At 72.6% G+C, this 13,118-nt stretch carries 9 protein-coding genes; 3 read left to right on the top strand and 6 right to left on the bottom strand.

Features of this window, described 5'->3' with window-relative positions:
- Window positions 1–4 precede the first annotated feature (4 nt).
- Window positions 5–646, top strand: coding sequence for a lipoprotein (locus tag ACZ66S_RS13710; RefSeq protein WP_469901674.1), 642 nt, complete (start codon window positions 5–7; stop codon window positions 644–646).
- Between the two features lie 15 nt (window positions 647–661).
- Here ACZ66S_RS13710 and ACZ66S_RS13705 read toward each other — a convergent pair whose 3' ends face one another.
- The 6 genes from ACZ66S_RS13705 to ACZ66S_RS13680 form a co-directional block, all read right to left on the bottom strand.
- Window positions 662–1,300, bottom strand: a complete 639-nt coding sequence (locus ACZ66S_RS13705) for an SRPBCC family protein (RefSeq protein WP_469901673.1) — start codon at window positions 1,298–1,300, stop codon at window positions 662–664.
- Window positions 1,293–1,655, bottom strand: a complete 363-nt coding sequence (locus ACZ66S_RS13700; protein ID WP_469901672.1) for an ArsR/SmtB family transcription factor — start codon at window positions 1,653–1,655, stop codon at window positions 1,293–1,295. Before ACZ66S_RS13700 ends, ACZ66S_RS13705 begins: the two co-directional genes overlap by 8 nt.
- Window positions 1,656–1,751: 96 nt before the next feature.
- Window positions 1,752–3,554 (bottom strand): acyl-CoA dehydrogenase family protein, encoded by a 1,803-nt coding sequence (locus ACZ66S_RS13695; RefSeq protein WP_469901671.1) that lies wholly within the window; start codon window positions 3,552–3,554, stop codon window positions 1,752–1,754.
- A 323-nt stretch (window positions 3,555–3,877) separates the two neighbouring features.
- Window positions 3,878–5,092, bottom strand: a complete 1,215-nt coding sequence (locus ACZ66S_RS13690) for a DSD1 family PLP-dependent enzyme (RefSeq protein WP_469901670.1) — start codon at window positions 5,090–5,092, stop codon at window positions 3,878–3,880.
- A 104-nt stretch (window positions 5,093–5,196) separates the two neighbouring features.
- Window positions 5,197–6,171 carry an ornithine cyclodeaminase family protein gene (locus ACZ66S_RS13685; RefSeq protein ID WP_469901669.1) on the bottom strand — a complete coding sequence of 325 codons (975 nt, stop codon included), beginning with the start codon at window positions 6,169–6,171 and terminating at the stop codon, window positions 5,197–5,199.
- A gap of 10 nt (window positions 6,172–6,181) precedes the next feature.
- Window positions 6,182–6,823: a helix-turn-helix transcriptional regulator gene (locus tag ACZ66S_RS13680; RefSeq protein WP_469901668.1), complete on the bottom strand. Its 642-nt coding sequence runs from the start codon at window positions 6,821–6,823 to the stop codon at window positions 6,182–6,184.
- 189 nt (window positions 6,824–7,012) lie between these two features.
- On the opposite strand from ACZ66S_RS13680, the gene ACZ66S_RS13675 reads away from it, so the two are divergent.
- Both ACZ66S_RS13675 and ACZ66S_RS13670 read left to right on the top strand, forming a co-directional pair.
- A complete protein-coding gene (locus tag ACZ66S_RS13675; protein ID WP_469901667.1) occupies window positions 7,013–10,135 on the top strand; it encodes a SpoIIE family protein phosphatase in 3,123 nt (1,040 codons plus the stop codon).
- 85 nt (window positions 10,136–10,220) lie between these two features.
- The gene (locus ACZ66S_RS13670) at window positions 10,221–13,010 is read left to right on the top strand and encodes a SpoIIE family protein phosphatase (RefSeq protein ID WP_469901666.1); all 2,790 of its coding nucleotides are present in this window, start codon (window positions 10,221–10,223) and stop codon (window positions 13,008–13,010) included.
- The last annotated feature ends 108 nt before the right edge of the window (window positions 13,011–13,118 follow it).

The raw sequence follows: 13,118 nt of genomic DNA, 5'->3' as shown, positions 1-13,118 counted from the left end.
GGCCATGCTGGTCAGGGCGGGGAACACATGGCTGCGGATCGCTCATGCGGCGTTGCTGGCGGGTGTGCTGACGGGTTGTTCGGAAGCCGCCGAGGGAGACGACTCGAAGGCGTCCTCCCGCCCGTCGGCGACGGCGGAGACGTCCGGCGCGGCCGGGTCGGACGGCTCGGCCGTGACCCGAGGTGGCACGGTCGGCGCCGCGGGCTCGGCGTGCGAGCTGCCCGTCGCCTTCGACACGGCGAAGAGCTGGAAGGCCGAGGCGGTGGAGGCACCTCTGAGCCAGGGACCCGTGACCCTGGCGTGCGAGATCGACGCGAAGCCCGCGGGGAACATCGGCTTCCTGCGCGTATGGGCCGGAAAGCCCGGTGCCGCCGACGCCCGGACCGTGCTGGAGGATTTCGTCGCGGCCGAGGACGGGGTGAGCGGCGAGAAGTACAGCGCGTTCAGGTCCGGAAGCCTGTCCGGCGTGCAGGTCGAGTACCTGTACGCCAGTGAGCTGTTGGACGAGAAGAAGAAGGAGAGCGCCTTCGCCGTCACCACCGCGGACGGGCCGGTGGTGGTGCACCTCGGCGGGCTCGACACCGAGGAGCACGAGGAGATGCTTCCGGCGTACGAACTCGCACGGACGACCCTGCGGACCGTCTGAACCGGCGCCCGGCCGTCAGGCCTCCGTGCCCGTGTAGAACGCGATCGTCGCGGCCGCCGTCCGCGTCGCCGTCTCCCGGTCCGCTCCGGAGACGGCGTACGCCTCGCCCCACCCCTCGCCCGAGCCGGTGATGAACGCGCTGCCCTCGGGCGTGGTGTGCCAGGTCGCGGCCTCCTCCTTGGTGAGGCCGCCGCCCGCGAGGTGCAGGGCGAGTCCGTACAGGCCCAGGTCCCAGCCGACTCCGACGGCACCGGGTCCGAACTGGTCCCAGAACTCGTCCGGTACGACGGCCACGTGCTCGAGTTCGAGGACCGTGCGCTCGCCTTCCTCGGGCGTCAGACGCACCTCGACCTCGCTGAAGCCGGGGTCGGGGCCGTACAGCCAGCTCACCCGCAGCCGCTCGGGTTCCACGCACTCGAGGATCTCGCCGCCGGCGTTGCCCTCCAACTGGTAGCGGCCGCCGACCTTGAGTTCGCCGCTGACCGGCATGAACCAGCGGGCGATCCGCTCGGCGGAGGTCACCGCGTCCCACACGTCGGCGATCTCGGCGTCGTACGTACGGCGCAGCAGGACTGTCCGGGCCTCGCCGGACTCGACCTGCCGGGTGCCCACCCGCCGGTGCATACGGTTGATCGCGTCGGCGATCTCACTCATGCTCGCTCACCTCTCCTTGCAGCCTGCGCTCGCGCTTGCCCCGCGCGAGCTCCGTTCCGAGCGCGTCGAGCCGCTGGTCCCAGAAACTGCGGAAGCGCTCCAGCCAGGCGTCCACCTCCCTGAGCGGGGCGGCCTCGACGGCGTACAGCCGCCGGTTGCCGTCGGCCCGTACGGAGGCGAAACCGCTGTCCCGCAGCACTCTCAGATGCTGTGAGACGGCCGGCTGGGAGATCCCGAACTCGTCCCGGATCACGGCACTGACCTCGCCCGACGCCTGCTCACCCGCGGCGAGCAGTTCCAATATCCGGCGCCTGACCGGATCCCCGAGTACGTCGAACGCGTGCACGCGACCCACTATGCCACCCCGCACTTATATAAGCCAAGCCTTAAACAGGTGGCGGGGGCCGCGGAGTGTTCCGCGGCCCCCGGCCTCAGAAAGGCGTGGAGACGGTCAGGCCGGCGCCACCTCGGAGCGCAGCATGGGATGGCGCGCCGTGATCTCGTCCGGCACGGCGAACGCGTCGGTGAGCGTCAGGGCGTGCGGCACCAGCGCGGCGACGGTGGCCTCCAGGACCTCCGGCAGGTACCGGACCTGCTCGGCGGTCAGCCGCTCGTGCGCGAGCAGTTCACCGCTGTGCGCGGCCACGTACCGCAGCGCGAACAGCCGGTGGAGGTGCTCCAGCAGGAGGGCCACCTGCGGGTCTGCGGCCTGCGCCGCCGCGGCCAGCAGTTCCTGCGCGGCCAGCCGGTGGACGTGGGCGTCGACCAGGGACAGCGCCGCGCCGGAGGCGCCGTTCCAGCGGTCGAGGGGCGAGCCGGCCCGTTTCGCGCGCAACCGCACCCGGGCCCGCTCGTGACGTATTCGCTCCAGGTCCCCGATGAGGTCGTGCAGGTGGGCCGGATCGTGCAGGCTCCGGGTGGCCGGCGGCACCTCGCTGGACGGCAGCGGGGTGAAACCGCCGAGCAGCATCTCCCCGGCCGCCTTGACCCAGATGACGGTGTTGTCGCCCTCCGCGGTGATCGTGCCCTCGTTGGCCGCGAGCTGTCCGGCGATCCCGTTGGAGAGCAACAGGCCCTGTGCGCCGCAGCGTTCGCGGCACTCGGTCATCACGGACCGGGCCTGCCAGGTGATCCAGCCCTTGGCGACGGCCACCAGCCGCTCGGCCTCCTCGCGCTCCTCCTCCGCCGCCCGCGCCCACCGCCGTACGACCGCCCGCTGCAACAGGGTGGCGGCGTAGGTCGTGGCGAGCGCCTCCACGAGCGGGGCGTGGTGGGTGCGATGGGAGAACAGCGGCACCCGCTGCCCGCTGGTCATGCCCGAGGTGACCCGCTGGTGGGCGTGGCGCACGGCGACGGTCAGGGCGTGCCGCGTCACCCCGAGGCTGTAGGCGCTCATGCACAGCTTGCCCATGGTCACGCGGCTGATGGAGCGCAGGAACCGTTTGCGCGGACTCCCCAGGCAGGAGACGAGATCGCCGTCCTCCGTCAGCCTGCCGTGTTCCCCCTGGAGCATGGCCGTCCGCGGCAGCCGCACCCCGTGGAAGGAGGTGGCGCAGTGGTCGACCGGGCTGCTGGCCGTCTGGGGCAGCACCTCCACCTCGACACCCGGCAGATGACGGCCGTTCGTGTCCGTCAGCGAGGTCAGGAAGAGGAAGACGCCCTGGTCCTTGCCGTCGATCACCAGACGGGCGGCCACCAGGGCGTCCTTCGGGCCGCCGGCCACGGAGGTGTTGGGCATCCACTTGCGGGCCCCGCGCGTCGGGGTGGTGAGCACGAAGCCGCCCGTGGCCCGGTCCAGGGTCGCCGTGGTCTCCATCTGGGCGGCGTCGTTGCCGTGCGCCTGCTCGGTGCACAGGAAGGTGCCGATGCGCTCCATCCGCAGGTAGGGGCCCAGGTCCCGCCCCTGGTGGTCGTGTTCGAGCAGACTGCCGAGGAACAGGTTGTAGTGGATGCTGGCGAGGGTCGTCATGCCGGCGTCCACCACCCCGGACCACTCGTGCAGGGCCCCGAGGGCGACCGGGTCCCGTGCCAGGGCCTGGGGATCGGGCACCGCCGCGTTGACCGTGCGTAGGCGTTGATAGGAGAGTTCCATGCGCTCCTGATGGGTCAGCCCCTCGTGGTAGGCGAACACGTCGGAGCTGAACAGGCGGCGCCACGGCTCGTGGATCTCGGGCTGGGCGCCGAGGAGGAGGTGCCGGATCGCGGCCGTCTCGGTCAGCGGGGGTGTCGTTACGGGGAGTTGAGAGGTGATCACAGCGGCAACGTAGCCCGAGGCACCCTCTGATCACATCATGATCATCACCACGATTGAACAGCCGCTCATGGTGGTAGTTACCCGTTAAACGGCCTCTGTAATACCACAAGCCACGATCTGCACAAGGGTGATTCCCCTCCCGCGCGGCACTTTACGCCTGCCCCTGAAGCGACTTCGGTCACTCTCCCGGCGTGTCGCCGTGGCAAGCGGGCCGACTTGATCCGTACCGCCCTCAAATGCCTTGCAGAACCTACCAATTGACGAACATTCGAGGAGAGCCGGGATCGTACCGCACCCGCACCTGCCCTTCGGGCACCGGCCCTTCACCACCCGCTGACGCGGTTCCAAAAAGCCCGGACGACCGGTGCGCTCGCCGGACCCGCCGTCGGCCGGGTGCCGTCGACGACGTGGTAGCCGTGGTGCTGGGCCGCCGTGGCGCAGGCATGGTTGGGCAGGATGCGCAGTCGGGTGCCGATGGGCAGGTCCGGCAGCGGGGCGCCGTCGCGGGCGGTGAGGGTGCCGTGCTCCTGGCTGGCCGCCGTCATGACCAGTCCCGGCACCAGGTTGCCGTCGAGGTCGGCGACCAGCCCGTACCCCTGGTCCTGGGCCTGGGCCGCGGTGCCCCGGTCGCGGGACATGGCCATCCAGCCGCCGTCGGTGAGGATCCACCCGAACTCGGGGCGGTGGCCGATGACGGTGACGACGACCGACAGGGCGAGGTCGTCGACGCCGCACACCCCGAGGCCTGCCATCACCAGGTCGAAGAACACGTAGTTGCCCGCGCGCAGTTCGGTGACCCCGGTGAGGTCCTCGGCGGCATGGGCGGTGGGTGTGGACCCGACGCTGACGGTGGAGACCGGCAGGCCCGCCGCGCGCAGCCGCTCGGCCGCCGTGACGGCGCTGTCGCGTTCGTCGTGCGCGGCCAGCCGCTGCTCCTCGGGGGTGCGGGCGAAGTAGGACTCGCCCGCGTGGGTCAACACCCCGTCCAGGCAGCCCGCTTCGTGCAGGGTGCGGCCGATCCCGAGGAGGCCGGGCGCATCGGGCCTGAGGCCGCCGCGGTGACCGTCGCAGTCGATCTCGATCTGGGCGGGGACGGCAAGCCCGGCCCGGCGGGAGGCCTCGGTCACGAACTCCGCCTGCTCCGCGCTGTCCAGCAGGACGCGCAGTGTCACCCCGCGTCGCAACAGGGCGACGACACGCGGGAGTTTGTGGGGGTCGATCCCCACGGCGTAGGTGATGTCGGTGTGCCCGCCGTCGGCGAACGCCTCCGCCTCGGCGAGGGTGGACACCGTGACCGGGCAGGGTCGGTCGCCCTCGCGCAGGAGCGCGGCGACGTCGAGGCTCTTGGCCGTCTTCACATGGGGCCGCAGGGTGACGCCGAGCCGCTCGGCCCTGGCCGCGAGCCGCTCGATGTTGCGCCTGACCTTGTGGACGTCGACGACGGCGAACGGCGTGTCGGGATCGGCCAGCGTGGGCGGGACGGCGCCCGTGGGAGCCTCCTCAGGTCCGCCGGATGTCGAAGGGCCGACAGGGCTCATGGCATCGGTGGGGCTCACCGGATCGGTGGGGTTCACAGCATCGGTGGGGTTCACGGCATCGGTGGGGTTCACAGCATCGGTGGGGTTCACGGCATCGGTAGGACTCACAGGGAAATGTCCATCTTCTCTAGCAGGGCCAGACCCAGGAACAGGTCCTGCGCTCCGATCCCGGAGCTGTCGAAGACCGTGATGTCGCTGTCGGACATGCGGCCTTCCGCCCGGCCGGTGAGGACCTCCCCGAGCGGGGTGAGAACGGTGTCCGCGGAGGCGTGCTGGCTCTCACCCATGCGGCGGGCCTGTTCGGGCAGGTCACAGAAGACCCGGGCGCGGGTGAACAGTTCGGGCGGGATCTCCCGCTTGCCGGGGGCGTCGGCACCCATGCAGGACAGATGCGTACCGGGGCGGATCCACGCTGCCTCGAACAGCGGCGGGGTGTCGTCACGGGCGGTGGTGGCGGTGACGACCACGTCGGCCCGGGCGCAGGCCTCCTCGGCACCCGCGGCACGGGCCCGGTGGCCCTGGGCCGCCAGTGCCGCCGCCGCCTCCTCGGCGCGCTCGGCCGTACGTCCCACCACCAGGACCTCGGTGACGGCCCGGACCCGGCTGACGGCCCGCACCTCGTAGGCCGCTTGGTACCCGGTGCCGAAAACGGCCAGGGTGGTCGCGTCGGGGCGGGCCAGCAGGTCGACGGCGAGGGCGTCGGCGGCGGCGGTCCGGTAGGCGTTCGCGGTGCCGACCTCCAGGACGGCGGCGAGCCGGCCGACCGTCTGGTCGAACAGCAGCAAGGTGGAGTGGTGGCGCGGCAGGCCGCGCTCGGCGTTCCCCGGCCAGTACGTGCCGATCTTCACGCCGGCATGCGTCGCGGACGCGGACGGCTTGAGGCTGAACCGGTTGCGCGGATCGGATCCGTGCACGGAGAGCGCGGGGAAGACCGGGCCGTCCACCGTCGCGGCGAAGGCGGCGCGGGCCGCCTCCAGGGCCAGGTCCTCGTCGACGAGGGCGGCGGTCCGCTCCTCGGGGATGTGCAGCAGCGGGCGGTCGGTGGGCGGCGGGCCGGGGTGCGGTCCCTCGGAGGTCATGAGGCGTCCTTCACTTCGTGTAGTTGTAGACGGTCGCCCGGGAGACGCCGAGCAGGTCCGCGATGGTCTGCGCCGCGTCCCGCGAGTCGAAGTAGCCGTCCCGGTGCAGCCGTCGTACGAGCGCCTTCTTGTCCTGTCTGCTCAGCGACCGGGGCGTGGCGGCGCGTTCCGCGGCCAACTCCTCGACCGTCCGGCGCAGTTCGCGTGTGGTGCGGTCCCGCAGGGTCTCCAGGGGCTGCTCGCGGTGCTCGGCGTCCGTGGCCACCAGGTTGGCCAGGGCGAGCGTGACGGGCGAGAGCACCGAGACGTCGAGATTGAGACACAGGGCCGCGACGTACTCACCGGCCTCGTTCTTGATGCCGATGGACGTGCTCTTGGCCGGGCGGCCGTCGGGGAAGCGGTTGGGGTAGTTCTGGATGACGCTCGGGTACTCCGGATCGGCGATGCGCGCCAGGCCCAGCTCGGTCGCGGAGTCCCCGACCCGACGGCCGGAGAGGTTGTTCTCGATCGCCCGGATCGCGTGCCGCGGGTCCCGCAGGTCGTGCAGGACCACCTCGCACAGGCCGGGGAACATCCGGCCGAGCGCGACGGCGATCTTCTCCGCCTCACCGATCAGGTGCTCGTCCGCACCGTCAACGACGCCTTCCACCACCGACACTCCGTCCCAGGACCTGCCTAGACGGATCGTCTAGATCTGGATATTCAGCCTAAGAGTGTGACCGGTGGTTGTCCAGCGCGCTCAGCGAGGTGTACATATGGGCCGCCCGGGTGCGGGCCGGTGTCGTTGTGGCGCATTCTTGCTGTGTCGCCCGTGGGACGGTGCACGGACTAGGTAGGGCCGATGACTGGGAGCGTCGAGGACGCACACCTGACGGCCGGGCGGTTGGCGGCGCTGCTGATCGACGCTTCGACGGAGGCGATCAGTGCGGCCGGCGGCCACGCCGGAGGGGTCTATCTGCGCTCCCGCACGCCCGGACTGCTCCGGCTCGCCGTCCTGTCGGGGCTGCCCGGACCGCTGTTCCGCCCCTGGTGGCGCCTGCACTTCGACCGGCCCTTCCCGGTGGCCGACGCCTACCGGCTCGGCGTCCAGGTGGTCCTGCCGAACGCGACCGAGACGATGCGGCGCTACCCGCAGTTCGCCGCCGGGCTCCCGTTCCAGTTCGGCTCGCTCTACGTGCCCGTCGTCGCCGGGTCCACGACCTACGGCGTGCTGACCGTGCTGCGCCCGGCCGTCACCGACGCCGCCGAGGTGCTGTCCTGTCGCGACCGCGTGGTGCGCCTCGCGCAGGAGCTGGGCGAGGCGCTGCGGGGCCTTGAGTACGGGGATCCGGACCAGGTCGCCTGGGACGGCGAACCGGTGTGCCTGCGGCCGCCCACCGCCTCGACGTCCCTGGGCCGCGCCGGACGCTTCGCCTGGGACCCGGAGACGGCCGGGATCACCCTGGACGAGGACCTGCACACCCTTCTGGGCGTGCCGCCCAGCGAGTTCGCCGGCACGGTCGAGGCGTTCGCCGAGGCGGTGGCCCCCTCCGACGCGCACCGCATCCTGGCCAGCCTGCGGGACACCGCCGCGGGCCGCCCACCCGCACTGCCCCTCTACCTGCGCGACGCGGACGGCGCCCTGCGCCTGCTGGACCTGTGGAACGCCTACGAACCGCCCGCCGCCCCCGCGGTCCGGGGCGTCGTCGTGGCCCCGGGCCCCGCCCCCACCGCCGACTCGGCGGCCGACCTGCTGCCCGACGGCGTGTTCTGCGTCGACCGGCTGGGCCTGGTCGTCTACGCCAACCCGCGCGCCGCCCAGCTCCTCGGCCGCCCCCGCGCCGAGCTCGTCGGCCGCGACCTGTGGGAGGCGGTGCCCTGGCTGGCCCGCCCCGACTTCGAGGACCACCTGCGAGCCGCCCTCCTCACCCCGGACCCGGTCCACTTCCACCTCGCCCGCCCACCGGACCGGGAGCCGGAACCCTCGCCGGGCCCAGGGGACACGGCATCAAAGGGACCAACTGCGGACCCGGGACCGCCGCCGCCTCAGGAGAACGCCGGCTCCCTGTCCCCCGATGAGGACGCCGAGTCGCCACCGGTGGCCGCGGCACCACCGCTCACACGGGACGCCGAACCCTCGCCCCCCGACGGGGACGCCGGCCCGTCCCGAGAGCCCGCATCACCCCCGCTGACTTGGGACGCCGGATCCGCGCTCCCCGCTACGGACGCCGGATCGCCGCCACCGACCGCAACACCACCGCTCACACGGGACGCCGAACCCTCGCCCCCCGACGGGGACACAGGCCCGTCCGGAGAGCCCGCATCACCCCCGCCAACTTGGCCCGCCGAATCCGCGCCCCCCGCTGCCAACGCCGAATCGCCTCCGCTAACGCGAGACACCGCAACCTCGCGCCCCAATGGAAAAGCCGGCCCACCCCCGGAGGCCGCATCACCCCCGCCCACTTCGAACGCCTCGGCACCAGCACCGCCACCGGACCAGGACACCCACCCGCCCACGCCCGCCATCCCAACCGGACCACCCCCCACCCCCCGGAACACCGAGCCACCCCCGCCCGCCCCTCCGGACCCCGAGCCCGCCCCGTCGTCGTACGACGGCGACTGGCTCGCTCTCTCCGTGCATCCCGGGCCGGACCGGCTGACCTGTACGGTCCGGCCCGCGAGCCGGGTCGCGGACAGTCCCGCGGGGCAGGCGGGCGGCGACGGGGGCGAGGCGGGCGTCAGCCCGTTGGCGCCTCTGTACCGGCCGATCGCGCTGGCCATCGCCCTGACCGAGGCGGTCACCGCCCGGCAGGTGTCCGCGGTCGTGATGCGGGAGCTGCTGCCCGCGTTCGGCGGTCGTCGGCTCGCGATCTACCTGCTCCAGGAACGGCACCTGTACCTGGAGTGGGAGACCGGCTTCCCCAAGGGCTTCCTCGCGCCCTTCGAGGGCGTGGACCTCAGCAAGCGCCTGCCCGGCGTGGAGACCCTCACCACCGGCCGCCCCCTGTTCTTCGACTCGATGGAACAGCTCACGGCCGCCTACCCCGGCATCCCCCTGGACGCCGCCGAGGGCGCCCGCGCCTTCCTGCCGCTGATCGCCTCGGGACGCCCCGTCGGCTCCTGCATCCTCGGCTTCGACCGGCCCCGCAGCTTCAGCACCGAGGAACGCACCGTCCTCACCGCGCTGGCCGGACTCATCGCCCACGCCATGGAGAAGGCGCAGCGCTACGAGTCGGAGACCGTGCTCGCCCGCGGCCTCCAGCAAGCGCTCCTCCCCCGCCGTCTCGCGGCGCACCCGCAGCTCGAGACCACAGGGCGCTATCTGCCGGGCACCGCGGGGATGGACGTAGGCGGTGACTGGTACGACGTCGTCGAGTCCGGCGACGGTCTGGCACTGGTCATCGGGGACGTCCAGGGGCACGGGGTGCAGGCGGCCGCCACCATGGGACAACTCCGCACCGCGGTCCGGGCGTTCGCGCTCGGCGACCGGCCGCCGGACGAGGTCATGAGCAGCACCAACCATCTCCTCATCGACCTCGATCCCGGTCTGTTCGCGAGCTGTTGCTACATCCGGCTCGACCCCGCCACCGGGGTGGCCAGGGCGGCCCGCGCCGGGCACCCGCCGCCCCTGCTGCGCAGCCCCGACGGCCGCACCCGGGTCCTGGACCTGCCCGGCGGGGTCGTCCTCGGGGTCGCACCGCGGGCCCGCTATCCGGTGACCGAGCTCAGGGTGGAGCCCGGCGCGATCCTGGCGCTCTACACCGACGGGCTGGTGGAACGGCCCGGCAGCGACATCGACGAGGGCATCTCCGCGCTGCGGGTGGCCCTCGCGAAGGCCGGTGCTCCGGCCGCCCGGCCCGGCAGCCGGTTCCTGGCGGGTGTGGCGGACCGGCTCACGGCGAAGGCCCGGCACGCCCTGGACCGCCCCGACGACATCGCGCTGCTGCTCGCCACCCGGCGCGCGACGCCGTCCAAGTCGCCATGAGGACGGTCTGGCGGCTTTGTTCATGTTCTGTCACACCGTGTGACGCCCCTCGCCTCCTGGGGCGCGGCAGTGTAGACATGGGCACATGGTCCGACTCCTGGGCCGCTTCGGGGGCGGGTCGGCCCGTCGCCCCGGCGGTCCCCGCCCACCGACACCCGACGACGCTCACGACCGGCACGAGGGCCCGCTGAAGGGCAGTTCGCCCACGCGGGCGGAGCGCGACGGGGCCCGGACGCGACGGCGGTCGGGAGCTCTGCGGGCGGCGGTCGGCGGGCGCAGCGTGGCCGGGCAGGTCTTCGTCCTCCAGGTCGTGATCGTCCTGCTGCTGGTCGTGGCCGCGGTGGTGGCCCTGGTACTCCAGGTGCGGCACGACAGCACCATCGAGGCCCGCAACCGTTCGGTGGCCGTCGCCCAGGCCTTCGCCAACGCCCCCGGCACCGTGGAGGCCCTCGCCGGTCCCGACCCCTCGGCGGTGCTCCAACCGCGTGCCGAGGCGGCCCGGCTGGCGACCGACGTGGACTTCATCGTCGTACTGAACACCGACGGCATCCGGTACACGCACCCCAAGCCGGACCGGATCGGCAAGAAGTTCGTCGGGGACATCGCCCCGGCACTGGCCGGACGCGTGGTGACCGAGGACATCACCGGCACCATCGGACCGCTCGTGCAGGCCGTCGTCCCGGTCAAGGCGGCCGACGGCAAGGTCGTCGGCCTGGTGTCGGCCGGTATCACCACCGCCAAGGTCGGCGGCACCGCCGACCAGCAGTTGCCGCTGCTCCTGATGGCGGCCGCGGTCGGCCTCGCCCTGGCCACGGCGGGCACGGCGCTGGTCAGCAGACGGCTGCTGCGCCAGACGCACGGACTCGGCCCGCACGAGATGACCCGCATGTACGAGCACCACGACGCGGTGCTGCACGCCGTGCGCGAGGGCGTGCTGATCGTCGGCGGCGAGGGCAGGCTGCTGCTCGCCAACGACGAGGCGCACCGGCTGCTCGACCTGCCCGCGGACGCCGAGGGCCGGCACGTCCTCGACCTCGCCCTGCCCACCGACACCGCCGGGCTGCTGGCCTCCGGACGGGTCGCCACCGACGAGGTGCACCGGGTCAAGGACCGCCTCCTGGCCGTCAACCAGCGGCCCACCGACATCCAGGGCGGCCCCCCGGGCAGCGTCGCCACCCTGCGCGACTCGACCGAGCTGCGGGCGCTGTCCGGGCGCGCCGAGGTGGCCCGCGAGCGCCTCGACATGCTGTACGACGCGACGGTGGGCATCGGCACGAGCCTGGACGTGACCCGTACCGCCGAGGAACTGGCCGAGCTCGCCGTGCCGAGGTTCGCGGACTTCGCCACCGTCGACCTGTTCGACGCGGTGCTCAGCGGGGGCCAGCCGGAGGCGGCGACCACCCTGCGCCGCACCGCGCTCAGCGGCATCCGTGAGGACGCCCCGCTGTACAAGGTCGGTGAGCGCATCCCCCTGGTCGACTCCGCTCCCCAGGCCCGTGGCATCAGCAGCGGCCGGGCCGTCCTGGAGCCGCGGCTCGCCGAGGCCACCGGGTGGCACGCGCAGGACCGGGAGCGCTCCGCGCACGTCATGGAGTACGGCATCCACTCGCTGATCGCCGTCCCCCTGCGGGCCGGCAACCTCGTCCTGGGCACGGTCAGCTTCTGGCGTTCGGACAAGCCCAAGCCCTTCGACACGGAGGAGGTCGCCCTCGCCGAGGAACTCGTCACCCGGGCCGCGGTCTCCATCGACAACGCCCGCCGCTACACCCGCGAGCACACCATGGCGGTGACGCTCCAGCGCAGTCTGCTGCCGCGCCGGCTGCCCGAGCAGGACGCCCTGGACATCGCCTACAAGTACCTGCCCGCGCAGGCGGGGGTGGGCGGCGACTGGTTCGACGTGCTGCCGTTGTCCGGCGCGCGGGTCGCGCTCGTGGTCGGCGACGTCGTGGGCCACGGGCTGCACGCGGCGGCCACCATGGGCAGGCTGCGCACGGCGGTGCACAACTTCTCCGCCCTCGACCTGCCGCCCGACGAACTGCTCGCCCTGCTCGACGAGTTGGTCGCCCGCATCGACCAGGACGAGGCGGAGGAGAGCGGCAACTCACCGGTCACGGGGGCGACCTGTCTGTACGCCGTCTACGACCCGGTCACCCGGCTGTGCACCATCGCCCGTGCGGGCCATCCGCCGCCCGCCGTCATCCACCCCGACGGCCGTGTCGAGTATCCCGAGGTGCCCGCCGGTCCCCCGCTCGGCCTCGGCGGTCTGCCCTTCGAGACGGCCGACCTGGAACTCGCCGAGGGCAGCCGCCTGGTGCTCTACACGGACGGGCTCGTGGAGGACCGGGAGCGCGACATCGACGTAGGGCTGGAGCTGCTCCGCACCTCGCTGGAACAGGCGGGCCCCTCGCCCGAGGACACCTGCCGGGCCGTGCTGGACGCGCGGCCGCCGTCCCGGGCCACGGACGACATCGCGCTGATCGTGGCCCGCACCCGGGCGCTCGCCGCCGACCGGATCGCCGAGTGGCAGGTCCCCGCGGACCCGGCGGCCGTCTCGGACGTACGGGCGGCGGTGTCGCGGCAGCTCGCCCGCTGGGACCTGGACGAGCTCGCGTTCACCACGGAGCTGGTACTGAGCGAGCTGGTCACCAACGCGATCCGTTACGGCGGCGACACCGTCCACGTCCGGGTGCTGTACGACCGCACCCTGATCTGCGAGGTCTTCGACAGCAGCAGCACCTCACCGCATCTGCGGTACGCGGCCATGACCGACGAGGGCGGCCGCGGGCTGTTCCTCGTGGCGCAGCTCAGCGAGCGCTGGGGCACCCGGTACACCCCGGCCGGCAAGGTCATCTGGGCGGAACAGCCGCTGCCGTGACCCCGTTCGGGAGCCTTTGATTACCCATAAGGTGATCTTATGAGCTCATAGACCGGACCCGCGTACCGACTTAGGCTTGCCTTAGCTTAGGCTTCCCTCGAGTTGATC

The organism is Streptomyces sp. NPDC107471, assembly GCF_055582845.1.
This window is presented reverse-complemented; position numbering and strand designations above follow the sequence as displayed.

What these genes read in the sequence shown, in the direction of transcription:
- ACZ66S_RS13710 (WP_469901674.1), top strand. Translation starts at nt 5, where the DNA reads ATGCTGGTCAGGGCGGGGAACACATGGCTGCGGATCGCTCATGCGGCG.
- ACZ66S_RS13705 (WP_469901673.1), bottom strand. Translation starts at nt 1,300, where the DNA reads ATGAGTGAGATCGCCGACGCGATCAACCGTATGCACCGGCGGGTGGGC.
- ACZ66S_RS13690 (WP_469901670.1), bottom strand. Translation starts at nt 5,092, where the DNA reads ATGAGCCCTGTCGGCCCTTCGACATCCGGCGGACCTGAGGAGGCTCCC.
- ACZ66S_RS13685 (WP_469901669.1), bottom strand. Translation starts at nt 6,171, where the DNA reads ATGACCTCCGAGGGACCGCACCCCGGCCCGCCGCCCACCGACCGCCCG.
- ACZ66S_RS13675 (WP_469901667.1), top strand. Translation starts at nt 7,013, where the DNA reads ATGACTGGGAGCGTCGAGGACGCACACCTGACGGCCGGGCGGTTGGCG.
- ACZ66S_RS13670 (WP_469901666.1), top strand. Translation starts at nt 10,221, where the DNA reads ATGGTCCGACTCCTGGGCCGCTTCGGGGGCGGGTCGGCCCGTCGCCCC.